The sequence below is a fragment of the Roseateles aquae genome (genome assembly GCF_032337115.1).
GTDB classification, from domain to species: Bacteria; Pseudomonadota; Gammaproteobacteria; order Burkholderiales; family Burkholderiaceae_C; genus Roseateles_C; species Roseateles_C aquae.
In genome coordinates this window covers 9,543-27,788 of record NZ_JAVXZY010000005.1, presented here as the reverse complement: position 1 = coordinate 27,788, position 18,246 = coordinate 9,543, and the positions used below count along the sequence as shown (strand labels likewise).

The following is an 18,246-nucleotide window of genomic DNA, read 5'->3' as shown; positions in this document are numbered from 1 at the left end:
AAGCACGATGGCCCAGCACCAGCTCATCGTCGGCGGCCAGCGCAGCGGCAAGTCGCGCCATGCCGAACGGCTGGCGCTGGCCTGGCGCGGGCGCGATGCGGCGCACAGCGTCTGCGTCGTCGCCACGGCGACGGTGCACGATGAGGAAATGCGCCAGCGCGTCGAGCGCCATCGGGCCGAGCGGCCCCTGGGCTTCGCCACGCTGGAGGCGCCGTTGCAGCTGAGCGCCGCGCTGCGCGAGGCCGCCGCGCCGGGCCGGCTCTTGCTCGTCGACTGCCTGACGCTGTGGCTGACCAACTGGCTGATGCCGATGAATGGCCAGCCTGACCACAAAGCCTGGCGCGCCGAGCGCGAGGCCTTGCTGGCCTTGCTGCCCACGCTGCCCTCGCCGGTGGTCTTCGTCTCCAACGAGATCGGCTGGGGCGTGATGCCGCTGGGCCGCGAGGTGCGCGAGTTTGCCGACGAGCTGGGCTGGCTGAATCAGGCCGTGGCCCAGCGCTGTCAAGACCTGACCCTGATGGTGGCCGGCCAGGCCTGGAGCCGGCCGGTATCACCCCCTGAGATGGAAAGTTCGCTGTCATGACCTTGCGACTGAAATTCCTTGCTGCCGCATTCCTGGCACTGCTGCTGGCCTGCGTGCCAGCGCATGCGCTCATCGAGCTCAAGGACGATCTGGGCCATACCACCCGCTGGACCCAGGCACCCAAGCGCATAGTCACGCTGCTGCCCTCGCTGACCGAGACGGTCTGCGCCTTGGGTGCCTGCGACGCGCTGGTCGGTGTTGATCGCTATTCCAACTTCCCCGAGCAGGTCAAGAAACTGCCCAAGCTCGGCGGACTGGACGACACCCAGGTCGAGACCATCGTTGCGTTGAGGCCCGATGTGGTGCTGCTGGCACCGTCCTCGCGCGTGACCGACCGGCTGCGCAATCTGGGCCTGACCGTGGTCACGCTGGAGAGCCGCTCCTACGCCGACGTGCAGCGCGTGCTCGAACGGCTGGGCCAACTGCTGCAGATCAGCGATGCCCAGGCCGTCTGGCGGCGCATCGAGGCCCAGGTCGACTCGGCGGCGAAGAGCATGCCGGCGCAGGCCCGCGGCACCCTGGTCTATTACGAGATCGACCGCTCGCCCTACGCCGCCGGCCCGGTGTCCTTCATGGGTGAGACCATGATCCGGCTGGGTTTGAAGAACATCATCACGCCCGAGATGGGCCCGTTCCCGAAGATCAGCCCCGAGTATGTCGTGCGCGCCAATCCGCAACTGATCATGATCGGCAAACGCAATGCCGATGGCCTGTTCGAGCGTCCGGGCTGGTCGCGCATTCCGGCCATCCGCGAGAAGCGGGTCTGTATCTTTGACTCGCAGCAGAGTGATGTGCTGGCCCGCCCCGGCCCACGCATGGGCGAGGCGGCGCAGATCATGGCGCAATGCCTGCGCGAACAGTTCGCCGCCAAGCCATGAGCGCCGAGCGCCACACGCTCACGCGCCTGCGGGCCTGGCCGCTGCTGGCCGGCCTGTTGCTGGCCAGCGGCCTGGCCCTGCTGTTCGGCATTGCCGTCGGCAGTACCGGCCTGACACTGGCCTGGCAAGACCTCGACGACATGCAGCGCCAGATCCTCTGGGAGATCCGACTGCCGCGCTCGACCGGGGCCTGGCTGGCCGGCGCGCTCTTGGGCCTGTCCGGCGCCATCACCCAGGGTCTGTTTCGCAATCCGCTGGCCGACCCCTATCTGCTCGGCAGCGCCGCCGGTGCGCGCTTGGGCGTGGCACTGAGCCTGTCGCTGCTGGGCACGACGCCGGCCGGCATGCAGTGGCTGCAGCGCCTGGGCCTGACCGGCGCGGCCTTTCTGGGCACGCTGATGGGCGTCAGCCTGGCGCTGGCGATGGCGCGCGGCCTGGAGCACACGCTGCGGCTGCTGCTGGCCGGCGTCGTCGTCGGTGTGGTGCTGGGCGCCGTCACCGATCTGGTCACCCTGGCCGACCCCGACATCCTGCGCACCATGCAGGCCTTTGTGCTGGGCACGACCAGCTTCCTCGGCTGGCCGGCGATCACGCTGATGGCGCTGGTGCTGATGCTGAGCCTGGCGGTTGCCTTGGGCGCCAGCGAGGCGCTCGACGCGCTGACGCTGGGCGAGGCCACGGCGCAGTCGCTGGGCGTACGCCTGGGCCTGGTGCGCCTGGTGCTGATCATCGCCTTCGCACTGGCCACCGGCACCGCCGTCGCGCAGACCGGCATGATCGCCTTCGTCGGCCTGGTCGCCCCGCATCTGGTGCGCAATCTCTGCCATGGCTCGCACCGCCAACTGCTGCTGCTGTCGGCCTGTGCCGGCGGGCTCTTGCTGCTCGCCGCCGACATCCTGTCGCGCTGGCTGCTGGCGCCGCAGGAACTGCCGGTCGGTGTCATCACCGCCATCCTCGGCGGTGGCTATCTGCTGCGCCTGATGCACAAGCGCAAGCAAGTGAGGTCCGCATGAACCCGAGCCCGCCTTCCATCGCCCTGGGCTGCCAGGAGCTGAGCGTCAGCCTGCAGGGACAGCCGGTGCTGCACCGGCTTTCGTTGGCGCTGGCACCGGGTTGCTGGACCGCCATCGTCGGCCCCAATGGCGCCGGCAAGTCCACGCTGCTGCGCGCACTGGCCGGCCTGATTCCCAGCCTTGGTGATGTGCGCCTGCTCGAGCGGCCTTTCGAAGACTGGCCGCGCAAGGCGCGTGCTCAGGCGCTGGCCTGGCTGGGCCAGAACGAGAGCAGCGGCGATGAGTTGAGCGCCCACGATGTCGTCATGCTGGGCCGCTTGCCGCACCGCGCCTGGCTGGCGCCGGCCAGCACGGCCGACCTCGCCGCCGTGCGCCGTGCGATGGAGCAGACGCAGTGCTGGGACTGGCACGAGCGCCCGCTCGGTCAGCTTTCCGGCGGCGAGCGCCAGCGGGTGCTGCTGGCGCGTGCGCTGGCGGTCGAGGCCCGGGTGCTGCTGATGGACGAGCCACTGGCGCATCTGGACCCGCCGCACCAGGCCGACTGGCTGGCCCTGGTGCGCGAGCTGGCTGCCCGCGGCGTCGCCGTGATCAGCGTCTTGCACGAACTCAATATCGCGCTGCAGGCCGACAGCCTGGTCGTCATGCAGGCCGGCCGCGTCGTCGGCCAGGGCAGCCCGGCCGAGCTGACGACCCGCCAGGCACTGCAGCAGGTGTTCGATGGGCGGCTGCATCTGGTCGAGCTGCAGGGCCAGTGGCTGGCACTGCCGACGGCGCCGGCACCCACGCAGCTCAGCGGCGCCCAGGTGCTGCCGCTGCGCCGGGAGTCCACGCCATGAGCCACTGCGCCGCGCTCTTGATCAGCGCACCCTCCTCCGGCTCCGGCAAGACCAGCGTCACCGCCGCGATCGCCCGCGCCGAGCGGCGCCGTGGCCGCCGGGTGCGTGTCTTCAAGACCGGCCCGGATTACCTGGACCCGATGGTTCTGCAGCGCGCCAGCGGCCATCCCGTCTATCAGCTCGACCTCTTCATGGGCGGCCTGGCCCATTGCCGCGCGCTGCTGGCTGAAGCCGCGCGGGACGCCGACCTGATCCTGGTCGAGGGCGTGATGGGCCTGTTTGATGGCAAGCCCAGCAGCGCCGACCTCGCCGCCGCCTTCGGCCTGCCGGTGCTGGCCGTGATCGACGCCAGCGGGATGGCGCAGACCTTTGCCGCGCTGGCCACCGGTCTGGCGCGTTATCGCAGCGATATCCGCGTCTGCGGCGTCGTCGCCAACCGGGTCGGCAGCAGCGCCCATGCGGACATGGTGGCCGAGGGCCTGCCGCCCGAACTGCCGCTGGCCGCGGCCATCCAACGCCGGGCCGAACTGAGCCTGCCCGAGCGCCATCTGGGCCTGGTGCAGGCGCTGGAATTGCCTGGGCTTGATGCGCAGCTCGACGCCTGGGCCGATGCCTGGGAGGCCGGCCGGCGCGAGGGCTTCCGCTTCGAGCCCGTCGCTTTCGAGGCACCCGCTACCGAGCAACTGCCGCTGCTGCTGGCGGGCCGGCGCATCGCCGTCGCGCAGGACGCCTGCTTCTCCTTTATCTACCCGGCCAATCTGGACTGCCTGCGTCAGCTGGGCGCGCAAGTGCGGCTGTTTTCGCCGCTGGCCGGCGAACCGCTGCCCGAGTGCGACGCGCTCTGGCTGCCCGGCGGCTACCCCGAGCTGCATGGTGAGGCGCTGCGCCGGCACCCCAGCTTCTTTGCCGAGCTGGCCGCGCATCTGCGCCAGAACAAGCCGCTGCTGGCCGAATGCGGCGGCATGCTGGTGCTGCTGGAGTCGCTGACGACGCTAGAGGGTCAGGTCTTGCCCATGGCCGGGCTGTTGCCGGGCCAGGCGCAGATGCAGCCACGGCTGGCGGCGCTGGGCCTGCAAGCGATCCAGTGGCCGGAATGCGAACACGGCCAGGCCTTGCGAGGCCACAGCTTCCACTACTCGACCATGGGCACACCTCTTGAGGCTATCGCCCAGGCCAGCAACCCCAATGGCGGCCGCACCGCAGAACCCTTGTATGCGCTTGGCAATTTGCGTGCCAGCTATCTACACCATTACTTCCACTCCCAGCCCCTGACCATTGCCCGCTTTCTGGCCGGCCAGGGCACCGCCTCGGACACCCAAGCATGCTGATTGAAACCGGATTCGCCCAGATCACCCAGGCCCTGTTGTGGCCGGTGCTGATCCTCGTCGCCCTGGGCTTTGTCTATGCGCTGTGGAGCGCCGGCGTGACCTTGATGGACGCGCTGCTGCGCCGCCGCGGCCGCCGCCTGCTGCAGGCCAGTGCCGAATGCCGGCTGGAGCAGCTGGAACTGCAGGTGCTGCGCCAGCTGGAGCCGGCCCGCCTGCTCGGCCGGGTCAGCCCGCTGCTGGGCCTGATCGCCACCATGGTGCCGCTGGGCCCGGCCCTGCAGCAGGTCGCCGCCGGCCAGGGGCACCAGGCCCTGGCCGTGTTCGGCTCGGCCTTCTCCGGCGTGGTGCTGGCGATGACGGCCGCGGCCATCGCCCTGGTCGTTTACTCGGTGCGCCGCCGCTGGCTGCTGGCCGAGCTGCTGGACATCAAGAAGGAAAGGGGCTGGGCATGAGCACCGCACGGCCGCCCGAAGGGGCTCATTCCCGCTTGGCGGGACAGCACGCAGTGCGAAGGGTGCCCCAGGCATACACCGCACGGCCGCCCGAAGGGGCTCATTCCCGCCTGGCGGGACAGCACGCAGTGCGAAGGGTGCCCCAGGCATACACCGCACGGCCGCCCGAAGGGGCTCATTCCCGCCTGGCGGGACAGCACGCAGTGCGAAGGGTGCCGCAATGAGCAACCAGCGCCTGCACATCCTCGCCGAAGAGGACGACGACCCCATGCTCTCGGCCGTCAACCTCGTCGACGTCTTCCTGGTCCTGGTCGTCGCCCTGCTGACGGCCGTGGCCCTGCAGCAGCAGTCGCAGGCCGACGAGACGGTGATCCGCCGCGCCGGCGAGCCGGACATGGAAATCGTCGTGCGCAAGAACGGTCAGGAGATCAAGTACCGCGGCAATGGCGGCAGCAGCGAGGGCCAGGGCGTGAAGGCCGGCGTGGCCTACAAGTTGAAGGACGGCAGCGTCATCTATGTACCCGAGGAAGCTGCGCCCGATGCGCATTGACCGCCTGCTGCGGCACGCTCTGCTGCTGGGCCTGCTGACCATCGCCCGCCTGGCCCAGGCCCAGCTGCTGTGGATCTCCACCGACGTGACGCCCGCCGCCCGCGAGGCGCTGGTCGCGCGCGAGGCCCAGGCCGCCGGCATCACGCTGCAGCGCTGGCAGGTGCCGCTGCTGGGCGAGGCCGTGGCCGACAAGGATCGCCAGGCCCGCCAGCGTCAACTGCAGGGTCTGGTGCAGGCCGCGCGCTGGGTATGGATCGACGCGCCCCATGCGGTGGCCGAGACGCGGCTGCGCGCGCTGCTGGCCGAGCTGCCACGCCTGGACGCGCGCCAGCCGCTGTGGATACCTGGCGGTGAACCACCCGCGGCTGAGCGCAGCCTGCGCGCCCTGTTGCAGGCCGGCGGCGCGACCAACACGCAGGCCGCCTTCCAGGTTCTGAAGGCACAGGCCGAGGGCCGGCAGATCGAGCTGCCAGCCGCCCAGCGCCTGCCCCTGCGTGGCTTCTACCACCCCGATGCGCCGGCCCTGCTGACCGATGCCGCCGAGGCCCGCCGCTGGGCCGATGCGCGGGCCCGGGGCGCTGCGGCGCGGCTGGTCGTGGTGCTGCTGCACCGCTACCACTTCGTCCAGGGCCAGACGGCCTGGCTGGATGCCTGGCTGCGCCAGTTCGAGGCCCAGGGCCTGCAGGCGCTTGCGGCCTTCGCCAGCCCCCTGGACGAGACCCAGCTGCAGGCCCTGCTGGCCCCGCAGGGCGAGCCCGTGCACCAGTTGCTGGTCACCCACACGCTGATGCCCAAGGCCGGCTCACTGCAGACCCTGTTCGAGCGCTGGGGCAGGCCCGTGCTGGCCACCCTGCCTCACCGCCAGGGCGACATCGCGCAATGGGAGAGCGGCAGCACCGGCCTCGCGCAGAGCGACATCCCCTTCTACCTGGCGCAACCGGAGAGCGCCGGACTGATCGACCCCGTGCTGGTCGTGGCCCATCCCGCGGGCGGCGCCGAGCCGCAGCTCATCCAGCGCCAGTCCGCCGCCGTGGTGGCCAAGGCACGGCGCCTGATCGCGCTGCAGGACAAGCCGGCGGCCGAGAAGCGCCTGAGCCTGTTCGTCTACAACTACCCCGCCGGGGCCAGCAACTTCGGCGCCAGCTTCCTCAACGTGCCGCGCAGCCTGGAACAGCTGAGCCAGGGCCTGCAGGCCGCGGGCTATGCCGTCGAGCCGCGTGACGAGGCCCAGTGGCTGCAGGGACTGCAGGGCCTGCTGGCCGCCTACTATCCCGGCGCCGATCTCGACGCCCTGCTGCGCAGCGGCCAGGCCGCCGCCCTGCCGCTGGCCGATTACCAGCGCTGGTTTGACACCCTGCCTGCCGCCGTGCGCCAGCCCATGCTGCAACGCTGGGGGACACCGGCGCAGAGTCGCTATGTGCGACGCTGGCAGGGCCAAGCGGTGTTCGTGATCCCGCGCCTGCAGCTGGGCCAGCTGGCCGTGCTGCCCCAACCCCCGCGCGAGGAAGACCAGCACCTGGGCCGCGACGCCATGCAGCACCGCAGCAAGACGCCGCTGTCCCACCACTACCTCGCCGTCTACCGCTGGGCGCGGCAGGCCGATGCGCTGATCCACTTCGGCACCCACGGCACCCAGGAATGGGCCAATGGCAAGCTGCGCGGCCTGGACGTGCACGACGACGCCTTGCTGCCCTTGGGCGACGTGCCGGTGATCTACCCCTATATCGTCGACAACCTGGGTGAGGCGCTAACCGCCAAGCGGCGCGGCCGCGCGCTGATGGTCAGCCACCGCACGCCCAGCTTCGCGCCGGCCGGCTTCAACGCCCGCATGGCCCGCATGCACGAGCTGATGCATGAATGGGAGACGGTGGACCCCGGCCCCACCCGCCAGGGCCTGGAGCGGCAGATGGTCGAGCAGTTCGTCGAGCACCAGCTGCATCGCGACCTGGGCTGGACGGCCGCACAGATCAGCGCCAACTTCTCCGGCTTCCTGGAGCTGCTGCACCCCTACCTGGACCGCCTGGCGCAAAGCTCGCAGCCGCAGGGCCTGGCCGTCTTCGGCCGCGTGCCCGATGAGGCCCAGCGCCGCGGCACGCTCCTGCAGATGCTGCGCGTGCCGCTGATCGAGGCGCTGGGCGAGGACATCGACGAGGCCTTCCTGATCGACTACGAGCGCGTGGCCACCGCCCGCCCGGCGCGCTGGCTGGACCTGGCGCTGAAGGACGCCCGGGCCGCCAGCGAGCTGGATCTGCGCCCCGCCCTGCCCGACGGCCCAGTGCCCAACCACGCGGCCCGCAAGCCCATCGACACCCCCGCCCTCTACCAGCTGGCCCTGCGCGCCCAGGAGCTGGAGCGCCGCCTCAGCCATGAAGGCGAGCTGCCGGGCCTGCTGGCCGCGCTGGAGGGCCGCTTCGTGCCCGCGGCCTATGGCGGTGACCCGCTGCGCAACCCGGACAGCCTGCCCACCGGCCGCAATCTGAGCGGCCTGGACCCGGCCCGCCTGCCCACGCCCCAGGCCTACGAAGCCGCCCAGCGCCTGTTCAAGCAATGGTGGGCCGAGCAGGCCAAGAGCCCGAAGCCGCCGCAGCGCCTGGCCCTGTCGCTATGGGCCGGAGAGACCCTGCGCCACCAGGGCCTGATGGAAGCCCAGGCCCTGGCCGCGCTGGGCGTCGAGCCCATCTGGGACGAGAACGGCCGGCCGACGAAGCTGCGCCTCGTGCCGCTGGCGCAGCTGGGCCATGCGCGCATCGACGTGCTGCTGTCCATCACCGGCTCCTACCGCGACCAGTTCCCCGGCCTGATGAAGCTGCTGGACGAGGCCGTGGCACTGGCCGCCGCGGCGGCCGAGCAGGAAGGCGACAACGCCATCGCCCGCCACAGCCGCGAGATCGAGCAGGAGCTGCGCCGGCAGGGCATGAAGCCGGCGCGGGCGCGGCAGCTGGCGCAGGCCCGGATGTTCGGCAACAACGTCGGCGCCTATGGCACGGGCGTGGCCGAGGCCATGCAGTCCGACGCCCTGCGCCGCCAAGACCCGCGCCTGGGCCAGCTCTTCCTGCAAAGCATGAGCCAGCCCTATGTCGCGGGTGAGCCGCTGGCGCTCGACGAGCGCAGCGCGCGCGCCGCCTTCTCGGCCCAGATCAAGCGCACGGATGCGGCGCTGATGTCGCGCAGCTCGCACCTCTACGCCATGCTCAGCTCGGACGATCCCTTCCAGTACCTGGGCGGCCTGGCCGCGGCCGCCAAGGCCGCAGGCCGCAAGGAGGCCCTGCAGCTGCATGTGAGCCAGCTGCAGGATGCCACCGAGCAGCAGACCGAAGGCGCCGGCCGCGCCATCGCACTGGAAATGCAGAGCCGCTACCTGCACCCCGGCTGGCTCAAGGCCCAGCGCGACGAGGGCTATGCCGGCACGCTGCAGGTGCTCAAGACGGTGCAGTTCACCCTCGGCTGGCAAAACATGGCCCCCGAGACTGTGCGCCCCGACCACTGGCAAAGCCTGTTCGACGTGCTGGTGCGCGACAAGCACCAGCTGCAGCTGCCGCAATGGCTGGCCCAGCACAGGGAAAGCTATGCGCAGACCCTGGCCGGCCTGATCCGCGCCGCCGCGCAAGGACATTGGCAGCCCGACGCCGCCACCCGCCGCGAGCTGGCCCAACGCTATGCCGCGCTGCGCAGTGCCCGCAGCCGCGCCGACGAGCTGGCCGGCGTGCAGCGCTGGGTGCAAGGCCAGCTGCCGAAGCCACTGGCGTCGCGCCCCGCTGCACCCAAGCCTCAGCAGCCGCCGGCCGCCGCCCAGCCGCCCGTCGTGCGCGGCCTGCAGTTGCAGCCTGTTGCGCAGGCCCGCCTGCTCCGCACAGCCGCCGGCCAGGCCCCGCTGGCCACCGCCCTGGCCTGGGTGCTGATGGGACTGCTGGTGGCCAGCGGTGCCAGCTGGCGCTGGTTCCGTTCCGGGCCGGCTCCCGATCAACAAGTCCTGGCGTGAACACCAGCGCCCTCTCATCCGTCCGTCCTGCATGAAACCGAATCGATTCCCGTCCCGCAGTACCGTCCGCTCGCTGCCCTGGCTGCTGGCGCTTGGCTATCCGCTGATGCAGCCGCTTCACGCCGAAGAATTGGAAAAGGTGGAGGTGCAAGGCCGGGCCGTGCTGGGCAGCGCGGAAAGCGCCTCGCAGGGCGAGATCGGTGCCGAGCGCCTGGCCAACAAGCCACTGCTGCGTCCCGCCGAGCTGCTGGAGGCCATGCCCGGCATGATCGTCACCCAGCACAGCGGCGACGGCAAGGCCAACCAGTACTTTCTGCGCGGCTTCAATCTTGATCACGGCAGCGACTTCGCGACGATGTTGTCGGGCATGCCGGTCAATATGGCCAGCCATGCCCACGGCCAGGGCTATATGGACCTGAACTTCCTGATGCCCGAGCTGGTCGACAGCCTGCGTTACCGCAAGGGCGCCTTCGCGGCCGAGGACGGCGACTTCGCCACCACCGGCGCCTCGCGGATTGCCTATGTGCGCGAGCTGCGCCAGCCCTTCGCCGAATTGGGTCTGGGCCCGCACAACTTCCGCCGCGCGCTGCTGGCCGGCAGCCGGGCCGTGGCCGGCGGTGAGGGGCTGGCAGCGCTGGAAGCCAGCAGCAATGATGGCCCCTGGGATCAGCCGGAAGGCCTGCAGCGGCGCAACGCGGTGCTGCGCTGGTCCCGGGGTGACGAGCTCGACGGGCTGTCCGTCAGCCTGATGGGCTACACCGCGCGCTGGAAGGCCAGCGAACATGTGCCGCTGCGCGCCATCGAATCCGGCGAGATCGGCCGCTACGGCACGCTCTCGCCCAACGATGGCGGCATCACCCACCGTCACAGCCTCAGCGCAGACTGGGCAGGCCGCTGGGGAAGCTGGCAGCAGCAGGCCACGGCCTACCTGATCGACTACGGTCTGCAGCTCTACTCGGCACCGTCTGGCTTCATCCAGGGCCCGGAGGGCGACCAGCACGAGCAGCTGGACCGCCGCAAGCTGCTGGGCTTCGCCTGGCAATCGAAACAGCCGCGCCTGGCCCTGTGGCAAGACCTGGCCCCCGCGCAACTGAGCTGGGGCCTGCAATGGCGCCAGGACCGCATCGCGACCCTGGGTCTCTACGACACGGTGGATCGCGTGCGGCAGCACACCGTGCGCGAGGACAGCGTGCGCCAGGACGCCCTGGGCGCCTTCGCCGAGCTCCAGCAGGCGCTGACGCCGGACTGGCGTGCCGTGCTGGGCGCGCGCTGGGACCGCGTGCAGGCCAAGGTCCAGGCGCTGGGCGGCGAGTTCAACGCTGGCAACGGCGGCCAGGCCAGCGACAGCCGCCTCAGCCCCCGCCTGGGCCTGGTGCAGCGCTGGAACGCCGAGACCGAGCTCTACGCCCATTGGGGCCGCGGCTTCCGCTCCAACGACGCGCGCGGCGCCACCAGCCGCGTCAACCCGCAAGACGGCAGCGCCCAGGCCCCGCTGCCGATGCTGGCCGGCACGCGCAGCCAGGAACTCGGCCTGCGCCATCGCTTCGGGCCGGGCTGGCAATCGAGCTGGAGTCTGTGGCAGGCCGAGCTCGATTCGGAACTGGTGTTCGTCGGCGACGAGGGCGTCACCGAGGCGCGCGGCGCCTCGCGCCGCATCGGCCTGGAATGGTCCAACGACATCCGCCTGGGCCGGGACTGGCTGATTGACGCCGATCTCGCCTGGTCGCGCGCCCGCTTCGCCGAGGCCGAGAACGGCGGCCGCCAGGTGCCCAATGCGATCCCGCTGAGCACCTCGATCAGCGCAAGTTACGAGCCAGGCTCGGCCTGGCGCGCCGGCCTGCGCCTGCGCTACATCGGACGCTATGCGCTGGAGGAGAGCGGCAGCCAGCGCGCCGGTGGCGCCTTCACCATCAACGCCCGGCTGAGCTGGCGCCCGGCTCCCGGCTGGGAGCTCGGGCTGGACCTGCTCAATGCGCTGAACACCCAGGCCCACGATATCGAGTACTGGGGCAATGCCTGCACACGCCGCGAGGGCCCAGGCTGCGGCGGCGGTGAGGGCCTGGCCGGGCGCCTGGTCCACCCGATGGAGCCGCGCAGCCTGCGCTTCAGCCTGCGGGTCGGCCTCTGAGTCATCACAGCCTATGACTGCCCATTTCACTCACGCGCAGGCCGAGGTGGTCCGCGAGGCCATTGCGCAACGGCGCGATTGCCGCCATTTCCTGCCCGGCCCGCCGCTGCCGGACGCGCAGCTCGAACGGCTGCTGCAGGCGGCCCACCAGGCGCCCTCCGTCGGCCTGATGCAGCCCTGGCGCTTCATGCGCCTGAGCAGCAACGCCTGGCGCGCCCGGTTGGCCCCGCTGGTGGAGGCCGAACGTCTGGCCACCGCCGCGGCGCTGGGCTCACGGTCCGATGAGTTCCTGCGCCTCAAGGTCGAAGGCCTGCGCGACTGTGCCGAACTGCTGGCCCTGGTTCTGCCTGCCGACGATGGCACCCTCTTCGGCCGCCGCACGCTGCCCCAGGAAATGGCCCTGTGCTCGGCGGGCGCCGCCGTGCAGAACCTCTGGCTCGCCGCACGCGTGGAGAATCTGGGCCTGGGCTGGGTTTCGATGTTCGACCCGCTGGCGCTGGCACGCTTGCTGGAACTGCCCGAAGGCGCCCGGCCGCTGGGCCTGCTGTGCCTGGGCCCGGTGCCCGCCTTCTATGAAAAACCGATGCTCGAACAAACGGGCTGGCGGCAACGCCGCCCGCTGCACGAGATGCTGATGAAAGCCCCCGACCATGCAGATTGAATCCCCGCCTGTTGATTACCAGCGCCAGCAGCCCACCGCCGAGCGCCGCGGCCTGATCCTCGTCCACACCGGCAACGGCAAGGGCAAGAGCACGGCCGCCTTCGGCCTGGCGCTGCGTGCCCACGGCCGCGGCAAGGCGGTCAAGATCTATCAGTTCATGAAGGTGCCCAGCGCCCGCTTCGGCGAGCACCGGATGTTCGAACAGCTGGGCGTGCCGATCGAGGGCCTTGGCGATGGCTTCTCCTGGAAGAGCCGCGATCTGGAGCACAGTGCGCAGCTGGCGCGAGACGGCTGGACGCGCGCCGCCGCAACCATCGCCGCCGGCGAGCATTTCCTCGTCGTGCTGGACGAGATCATGTACCCGCTGCGCTATGGCTGGCTGCCGCTGGAACAGGTGCTCAGCGCCCTGCGCGAGCGGCCCAGCCATGTCCATGTGGTGCTGACCGGCCGCAACGCGCCGCAGGAGCTGATCGAGCTGGCCGACACGGTGACCGAGATGACGATGGTCAAGCATCACTTCAAGGCAGGGGTTCCTGCTCAACGCGGAATCGAAGACTGATGGCCCTGCCCTGGCTGCTGCCGCTGGCGATGCTGATCGCCCTGCTGGTCGATCGCCTGTTCGGCGAGCCGCCGTCCTGGGCGCATCCCGTCGTGGCGATGGGGCGCTATCTGAAGGCGATGAGCGTACCGTTGCTGCGCCTGCGCCACGGCTCGGAGGCGCTGGGCCTGGGCGCGCTGCTGTGGTTTGTTGGCGCGACGCTGTCCTTTGCCGTAGCGCTGCTGCTGGAGCAGGCCATGTGGCGCTGGCTGCAGCCCTGGCGGGGCGGCATGTGGTGGCTGGCTGGCGCACTGTGGCTGGGCCTGTGCCTGAAGCCGCTGCTGGCCTGGCGCATGCTGCGCGATGAGGTCGCGGCCGTCGAAATCGCCTTGCAGCGTTCGCTGGAGGAGGGACGCACGCAGCTGGCCCGCCTGGTCAGCCGCGACACCCGCCAGCTCAGCGCCGCCGAGGTCCGCGAGGCGGCGATCTCCACGCTGGCCGAGAACCTCAACGATTCGGTCGTCGCGCCTCTGTTCTGGTTCATGCTCTTGGGCCTGCCCGGCGCGGCGGTCTACCGCTTTGCCAATACGGCCGACGCGATGTGGGGCTATCGCGGCCGCTGGGAATGGGCCGGCAAGTGCGCGGCCTTTGCCGATGATGCGCTGTCCTGGGCACCGGCACGGCTGACCGCCTGGTCAATTCAAGGCCTGCAGGGCAGCGGCCGACTGCGCCAGGAGGCTGCGCGAACACCCTCGCCCAACGGCGGCTGGCCCATGGGCGCGATGGCGCTGCGCCTGGGTGTGCGGCTGGGCAAGCCGGGGGTCTATACGCTGAACGAAGCGGGCCGCGCGCCCGAATCGCAAGACCTGGACGCGGCGCTGCGCCTGGCTGGCCGCGCCCTGCTGGCCGCGGTGCTGCCGCTGGTGCTGCTGGCGGGGCTGCTGCGTGGGGGACTGGCATGAGCGTGAACGTGCATGGCGGCAGTGATGGCCTGGGGCCGATCAGCCACGACTTTTCCAGCAACGCCTGGCCATTGCCGCCTCCCGAATCGCTGCAGGTGGCGCTGGTGGGCGCTGATCGGCAGCGCTATCCAGACCCGGCCTATGCCGCGCTGCGCCAAAGCCTGGCCCACCACGAACAGCTGGCCGCCGAGCGTGTGCTGCCAGCCGCCGGCGGCAGCGAAGCGATCCGCCGGCTGAGCCTGGCGGCGAAGCTGGCCGGCATCCACGAGGTCTTCGTGCCCTCGCCCGGCTTTGGTGACTACGCCGCTGCGGCGCAGGCGCTGGGCCTGGCAGTTCATGGCTATGCCGACGCCGAAGCGCTGTGCCAAGCCCTTGCGAACAGCGGTCCGGCCCTGGTCTGGGCCTGTGAGCCCTGCAACCCGACCGGCAGCAGCTTCTCGTCCGAGGACTGGGCCCGGCTGCAACGAGCTTTGGATGACAGCGGCGCTATCCTGGCCGTCGACCTGGCCTGCGAGCCCTTGCGGCTGGATGGCCAAAGCGCCCTGCCTGCCGCACTGGCCGAGGCCTGCTGGCGCCTGCAGTGCCCGAACAAGGCGCTGGGCCTGACGGGCGTGCGCGCCGCCTATCTGCTGGCGCCACACGAGGACGATGCGCTGCGCCCGCATGCCGAGGCCTTGGCAGCCAGCTGGGTGCTGTCGGCCGAGGGCGTGGTGCTGCTCGAGCACTGGACGCGCTTCGCGCCGGCGTTGGAACTGCAGCGCCAGCAACTGCGCCGCTGGCGCGACAGCCAGCGTGCGCTGCTTGCCGAACTGGGCTGGCAGCAGCGGCCCAGCTGCAGCAATTTCTGGCTGGCCCGGCCGCCGCGGCCCTTTGCAGCGGCCGAGCACGCCGCGCTGCGCGCCGCAGGCATCAAGCTGCGCGACGCCGCCTCCTTTGGCATGGCCGGCCTGTTGCGCGTTTCGGTTCAGCCCCCCGTGGCCCAGGCCGCATTGAAAAACGTTTTGGAGCAGATGCAATGCCTGCAGTGATGGTGCTGGGAACGACCAGCGGCGCGGGAAAAAGCTGGCTAGCCACGGCGCTGTGCCGCTGGTATGCGCGCCAGGGTCTCAAGGTCGCGCCCTTCAAGGCGCAGAACATGAGCAACAACGCTCGTGTGGTCGTTGCTGGCCCGCCGCCTGGCTCGATGGCTGAATTCGGTCGAATGGGCGAGATCGGCAGCGCCCAGTACTTCCAGGCGCTGGCGGCCCGCCGGGTGCCCGAGGTGCGGATGAACCCGGTGCTGCTCAAGCCCGAGGCCGACACTGCCTCGCAGGTGGTGGTGCTCGGCGAGGTCGACGAGCGGCTGACCCGCATGCCCTGGCGCGAGCGCAGCGAGCAGCTCTGGCTGCACGCACGGCCGGCGCTGCACGCCTTGATGGCCGAGAACGATGTCGTCGTCATCGAAGGCGCCGGCTCGCCGGCCGAGATCAACTTGCACAGCAGCGACTACGTCAATATGCGTACCGCGCTGGAGGTCGACGCCGCCTGCCTGCTGGTCACCGATATCGACCGCGGCGGCGCCTTCGCCCATCTCTACGGCACCCATCAGCTGCTGCCGACCCAAGAGCGCGCGCTCATACGCGGCTTTGTGCTGAACCGCTTCCGTGGCGACGCCAGCCTGCTCGCGCCCGGCCCCGAGCAGCTGCAGGCGCTGACCGGCGTGCCCACCGTGGCCGTGCTGCCGATGTGGCGCGGCCATGGCCTGCCCGAAGAGGATGGACTCTATGACGATGGCGGCGCCGCCGCCTGGCCCGGTGGCGCCGGACGGCCACTGCGGATCGTCGTCGTCGCCTATCCGCGCCTCTCGAACCTCGACGAGTTCCAGCCGCTGCGCAATCTGCCTGGTGTGCGCCTCAGCTGGGCGCGCAGCCCGGCCGAGCTGGACGGCGCCGACTGGATCATCCTGCCCGGCTCCAAGGCGGTAGCGGCCGATCTGGCCTGGCTGCGTGCCCAGGGGCTGGATGCGGCGATTGCCCGCCACGCCGCTGCCGGCCGCCCGCTGCTGGGCATTTGCGGCGGCCTGCAGATGCTGGGCGAAACGCTGGTCGATCCGCATGGCATCGACGGCAATGCGCCCGGCCTGGGCCTGCTGCCGTTGGTGACCCAGTTCGAACGCGACAAGCTGCTGCGGCCCACGCGGCTGCGCTTTGCCGACACGCTGGCCGCGCCCTGGCAAGCCTGGCAGGGCATTGATTCGGAAGGTTATGAGATCCACCATGGCCGCACCGTCCAGCACCCCAGCCTGGCCGCCGCCGAGGTGGCGCTGCGCGACGATGCCGGCGCGCCCATCGGCTGGCAGGCCGGCAGCGTGCTGGGTGTCTACGCCCACGGCCTGTTCGAGCAGCCGGCGCTGCTGCGCGCGCTGTTCGGCCAGCAGGTGCAGACGCTGGATCAGGTCTTTGACGGCCTGGCCGACTACATCGACACGCATTTCGCCCCCGGGCTGCTGATGCAATTGCTGGAGCCCCGCGCATGACAACACCGCAACGCATCGCCTGCCTGTCGACCGAGGCCGTCGAGGTGCTGTACCGGCTGGGTGCCAGCGAGCACGTCGCCGGCATCTCCGGCTACAGCGTGCATCCGCCCGAGGCGCGCGCCGAAAAGCCCAAGATCAGCGGTTTCTCAAGCATGAAGCTGGAGCGCATCCAGGCGGTGCAGCCCGATCTGGTGATCGGCTTCTCCGATCTGCAAAAGCCGCTGCTCGATGAATGCGCCGCCGCCGGTCTGGCCACGCTGTGGCTCGATCAGCGTGATCTGGCGGGCATCCACACGATGATCGAGCGCCTCGGCGTGCTGGTCGGGCGCGAGGCCGAAGCGGCCCGCCTGGTCAACTCGCTGCGGGCCACCCAGGCCGAGATCGCAGAATCGGCAGCCGCCCTGCCCTGGCGCCCGCGGGTGTTCTTCGAGGAATGGGACGATCCGCTGATCTGCGGCATTGGCTGGGTCAGCGAAATCATCCAGCTGGCCGGCGGCATCGACGTCTTTGCCGAGCGCGCCCGCGCCGGCTTTGCCAAGCAGCGCATCGTCAGCCACGACGAGGTGCTGGTGCGCGAGCCGCAGCTGATCCTTGGCTCCTGGTGCGGCAAGAAGTTCGTGCCCGAGCGCGTGCTCGCCCGGCCCGGCTTCGCGGCGCTGAATGCCCGGCTGGCCGAGATCAAGTCGGCCGACATTCTCGCGCCCGGCCCAGCCGCCATCGAGCGCGGCGCCCGCCAGGTGCTCGCCGCCATACAAGCCACTGTTGTTGGAGTGAAGTCATGATCGAACTGATCCCCGCCATCCCGTCCCTGCACGACGCCGTGCTGGCCGAGCGCCTGCAACAGCGCATCGATCAGAAGACCAAGCCCTTGGGCGCGCTGGGCCGGCTGGAGACGCTGATGCTGCGCCTGGGCCTGATCCTCGGCAGCGAAACGCCGCGCCTGAGCGAGCCACAAATGATGGTCTTCGCCGGCGACCATGGCCTGACCGCCCAGGGCGTGTCGGCCTACCCGTCCGATGTGACCTGGCAGATGGTCGAGAACTTCATCGCCGGTGGCGCGGCGGTCAGTGTGCTGGCTCGCCAGCATGGCATGGCGCTGACCGTCATCGATGCCGGCGTCAATCACGAGTTCACGCCGCGGCCGGGCTTGCAGATTGCCAAGATCGCCGCAGGCACAGCCGATTCGCTGCACGGGCCGGCCATGAGCGCCGACCAATGCGCCACCGCCATTGCCGCCGGCAAGACCCTGCTGCGCCAGCGCCCCGGCAATGCCGTGCTGCTGGGCGAGATGGGCATCGGCAACAGCTCGGCCGCGGCGCTGCTGCTGGCCAGGCTCGCCGGCCAGCCGATCGCCCTGTGCACCGGCCGCGGCACCGGGCTCAACGATGCGCAGCTGGACCACAAGACCCAGGTGCTGGCCCGCGTGCTGGATCGCCACCACGGCGCTAGCGAGCCCCTGGCGGCCCTGGCGGCAATGGGCGGCTTCGAGATCGCGATGATGGTCGGCAGCATCTTGCAGGCGGCGCTGGAGCGCCGCGTCATCGTCGTCGACGGCTTCATTGCCAGCAGCGCGGTGCTGGTCGCGGCACGTTTGCAGCCGGCGGTGCTGGAACGTTGCGTGTTCTCGCACCGCTCGGACGAACCCGGCCACCGGCTGATGCTGCAGGCGCTGCAGGCCGATCCGTTGCTGGACCTCGGCCTCAGGCTGGGCGAAGGCTCGGGCGCGGCGCTGGCCTGGCCGCTGCTGGAATCGGCCTGCCGGGTGCTGGGTGAGATGGCCAGCTTTGCCTCGGCAGGTGTCAGCGAGGCCGGCAGCAGCTGAA

16 protein-coding genes are annotated in these 18,246 nt (G+C 70.6%); all 16 read left to right on the top strand.

The genetic code is table 11. The annotated features are described in order from the left end of the window. Nucleotides 1-7: 7 nt before the first annotated feature. Nucleotides 8-583: a bifunctional adenosylcobinamide kinase/adenosylcobinamide-phosphate guanylyltransferase gene (gene cobU, locus RQP53_RS13070; protein ID WP_315650765.1), complete on the top strand. Its 576-nt coding sequence runs from the start codon at nucleotides 8-10 to the stop codon at nucleotides 581-583. Next, nucleotides 580-1,461 (top strand): ABC transporter substrate-binding protein, encoded by an 882-nt coding sequence (locus tag RQP53_RS13065; protein ID WP_315650764.1) that lies wholly within the window; start codon nucleotides 580-582, stop codon nucleotides 1,459-1,461. The genes cobU and RQP53_RS13065 overlap by 4 nt, the downstream gene beginning before the upstream one ends. Continuing rightward, nucleotides 1,458-2,474, top strand: coding sequence for a FecCD family ABC transporter permease (locus RQP53_RS13060; RefSeq protein WP_315650763.1), 1,017 nt, complete (start codon nucleotides 1,458-1,460; stop codon nucleotides 2,472-2,474). The genes RQP53_RS13065 and RQP53_RS13060 overlap by 4 nt, the downstream gene beginning before the upstream one ends. Beyond that, entirely contained in the window at nucleotides 2,471-3,310 is an 840-nt protein-coding gene (locus RQP53_RS13055; RefSeq protein WP_315650762.1) for an ABC transporter ATP-binding protein, read from the top strand. The genes RQP53_RS13060 and RQP53_RS13055 overlap by 4 nt, the downstream gene beginning before the upstream one ends. Beyond that, complete coding sequence (locus RQP53_RS13050) at nucleotides 3,307-4,638, top strand: cobyrinic acid a,c-diamide synthase CobB (RefSeq protein ID WP_315650761.1); 1,332 nt, start codon at nucleotides 3,307-3,309, stop codon at nucleotides 4,636-4,638. The genes RQP53_RS13055 and RQP53_RS13050 overlap by 4 nt, the downstream gene beginning before the upstream one ends. Beyond that, nucleotides 4,632-5,090, top strand: a complete 459-nt coding sequence (locus RQP53_RS13045) for a hypothetical protein (RefSeq protein ID WP_315650760.1) — start codon at nucleotides 4,632-4,634, stop codon at nucleotides 5,088-5,090. The genes RQP53_RS13050 and RQP53_RS13045 overlap by 7 nt, the downstream gene beginning before the upstream one ends. Before the next feature lie 220 nt (nucleotides 5,091-5,310). Beyond that, the gene (locus RQP53_RS13040) at nucleotides 5,311-5,640 is read left to right on the top strand and encodes a DUF2149 domain-containing protein (RefSeq protein WP_315650759.1); all 330 of its coding nucleotides are present in this window, start codon (nucleotides 5,311-5,313) and stop codon (nucleotides 5,638-5,640) included. Next, nucleotides 5,630-9,619, top strand: coding sequence for a cobaltochelatase subunit CobN (cobN, locus tag RQP53_RS13035; protein WP_315650758.1), 3,990 nt, complete (start codon nucleotides 5,630-5,632; stop codon nucleotides 9,617-9,619). The genes RQP53_RS13040 and cobN overlap by 11 nt, the downstream gene beginning before the upstream one ends. A gap of 31 nt (nucleotides 9,620-9,650) precedes the next feature. Continuing rightward, nucleotides 9,651-11,747 (top strand): TonB-dependent receptor, encoded by a 2,097-nt coding sequence (locus tag RQP53_RS13030; protein WP_315650757.1) that lies wholly within the window; start codon nucleotides 9,651-9,653, stop codon nucleotides 11,745-11,747. A 13-nt stretch (nucleotides 11,748-11,760) separates the two neighbouring features. After that, a complete protein-coding gene (gene bluB, locus RQP53_RS13025; RefSeq protein WP_315650756.1) occupies nucleotides 11,761-12,408 on the top strand; it encodes a 5,6-dimethylbenzimidazole synthase in 648 nt (215 codons plus the stop codon). Then, the gene (gene cobO, locus RQP53_RS13020; RefSeq protein WP_315650755.1) at nucleotides 12,398-12,967 is read left to right on the top strand and encodes a cob(I)yrinic acid a,c-diamide adenosyltransferase; all 570 of its coding nucleotides are present in this window, start codon (nucleotides 12,398-12,400) and stop codon (nucleotides 12,965-12,967) included. Before bluB ends, cobO begins: the two co-directional genes overlap by 11 nt. After that, nucleotides 12,967-13,908: an adenosylcobinamide-phosphate synthase CbiB gene (gene cbiB, locus RQP53_RS13015; protein WP_315650754.1), complete on the top strand. Its 942-nt coding sequence runs from the start codon at nucleotides 12,967-12,969 to the stop codon at nucleotides 13,906-13,908. Before cobO ends, cbiB begins: the two co-directional genes overlap by 1 nt. Then, nucleotides 13,905-14,936, top strand: a complete 1,032-nt coding sequence (locus tag RQP53_RS13010) for an aminotransferase class I/II-fold pyridoxal phosphate-dependent enzyme (RefSeq protein WP_315650753.1) — start codon at nucleotides 13,905-13,907, stop codon at nucleotides 14,934-14,936. Before cbiB ends, RQP53_RS13010 begins: the two co-directional genes overlap by 4 nt. Then, entirely contained in the window at nucleotides 14,924-16,423 is a 1,500-nt protein-coding gene (locus RQP53_RS13005; protein WP_315650752.1) for a cobyric acid synthase, read from the top strand. The genes RQP53_RS13010 and RQP53_RS13005 overlap by 13 nt, the downstream gene beginning before the upstream one ends. Next, nucleotides 16,420-17,205 (top strand): ABC transporter substrate-binding protein, encoded by a 786-nt coding sequence (locus RQP53_RS13000; RefSeq protein ID WP_315650751.1) that lies wholly within the window; start codon nucleotides 16,420-16,422, stop codon nucleotides 17,203-17,205. Before RQP53_RS13005 ends, RQP53_RS13000 begins: the two co-directional genes overlap by 4 nt. Further along, nucleotides 17,202-18,245: a nicotinate-nucleotide--dimethylbenzimidazole phosphoribosyltransferase gene (cobT, locus tag RQP53_RS12995; protein WP_315650750.1), complete on the top strand. Its 1,044-nt coding sequence runs from the start codon at nucleotides 17,202-17,204 to the stop codon at nucleotides 18,243-18,245. The genes RQP53_RS13000 and cobT overlap by 4 nt, the downstream gene beginning before the upstream one ends. The last annotated feature ends 1 nt before the right edge of the window (nucleotide 18,246 follow it).

Excerpts from the sequence above, each read along its gene's own strand:
- cobU (WP_315650765.1), top strand. The coding sequence starts at position 8 with ATGGCCCAGCACCAGCTCATCGTCGGCGGCCAGCGCAGCGGCAAGTCG.
- RQP53_RS13065 (WP_315650764.1), top strand. The coding sequence starts at position 580 with ATGACCTTGCGACTGAAATTCCTTGCTGCCGCATTCCTGGCACTGCTG.
- RQP53_RS13060 (WP_315650763.1), top strand. The coding sequence starts at position 1,458 with ATGAGCGCCGAGCGCCACACGCTCACGCGCCTGCGGGCCTGGCCGCTG.
- RQP53_RS13055 (WP_315650762.1), top strand. The coding sequence starts at position 2,471 with ATGAACCCGAGCCCGCCTTCCATCGCCCTGGGCTGCCAGGAGCTGAGC.
- RQP53_RS13050 (WP_315650761.1), top strand. The coding sequence starts at position 3,307 with ATGAGCCACTGCGCCGCGCTCTTGATCAGCGCACCCTCCTCCGGCTCC.
- RQP53_RS13045 (WP_315650760.1), top strand. The coding sequence starts at position 4,632 with ATGCTGATTGAAACCGGATTCGCCCAGATCACCCAGGCCCTGTTGTGG.
- RQP53_RS13040 (WP_315650759.1), top strand. The coding sequence starts at position 5,311 with ATGAGCAACCAGCGCCTGCACATCCTCGCCGAAGAGGACGACGACCCC.
- cobN (WP_315650758.1), top strand. The coding sequence starts at position 5,630 with ATGCGCATTGACCGCCTGCTGCGGCACGCTCTGCTGCTGGGCCTGCTG.
- RQP53_RS13030 (WP_315650757.1), top strand. The coding sequence starts at position 9,651 with ATGAAACCGAATCGATTCCCGTCCCGCAGTACCGTCCGCTCGCTGCCC.
- bluB (WP_315650756.1), top strand. The coding sequence starts at position 11,761 with ATGACTGCCCATTTCACTCACGCGCAGGCCGAGGTGGTCCGCGAGGCC.
- cobO (WP_315650755.1), top strand. The coding sequence starts at position 12,398 with ATGCAGATTGAATCCCCGCCTGTTGATTACCAGCGCCAGCAGCCCACC.
- cbiB (WP_315650754.1), top strand. The coding sequence starts at position 12,967 with ATGGCCCTGCCCTGGCTGCTGCCGCTGGCGATGCTGATCGCCCTGCTG.
- RQP53_RS13010 (WP_315650753.1), top strand. The coding sequence starts at position 13,905 with ATGAGCGTGAACGTGCATGGCGGCAGTGATGGCCTGGGGCCGATCAGC.
- RQP53_RS13005 (WP_315650752.1), top strand. The coding sequence starts at position 14,924 with ATGCCTGCAGTGATGGTGCTGGGAACGACCAGCGGCGCGGGAAAAAGC.
- RQP53_RS13000 (WP_315650751.1), top strand. The coding sequence starts at position 16,420 with ATGACAACACCGCAACGCATCGCCTGCCTGTCGACCGAGGCCGTCGAG.
- cobT (WP_315650750.1), top strand. The coding sequence starts at position 17,202 with ATGATCGAACTGATCCCCGCCATCCCGTCCCTGCACGACGCCGTGCTG.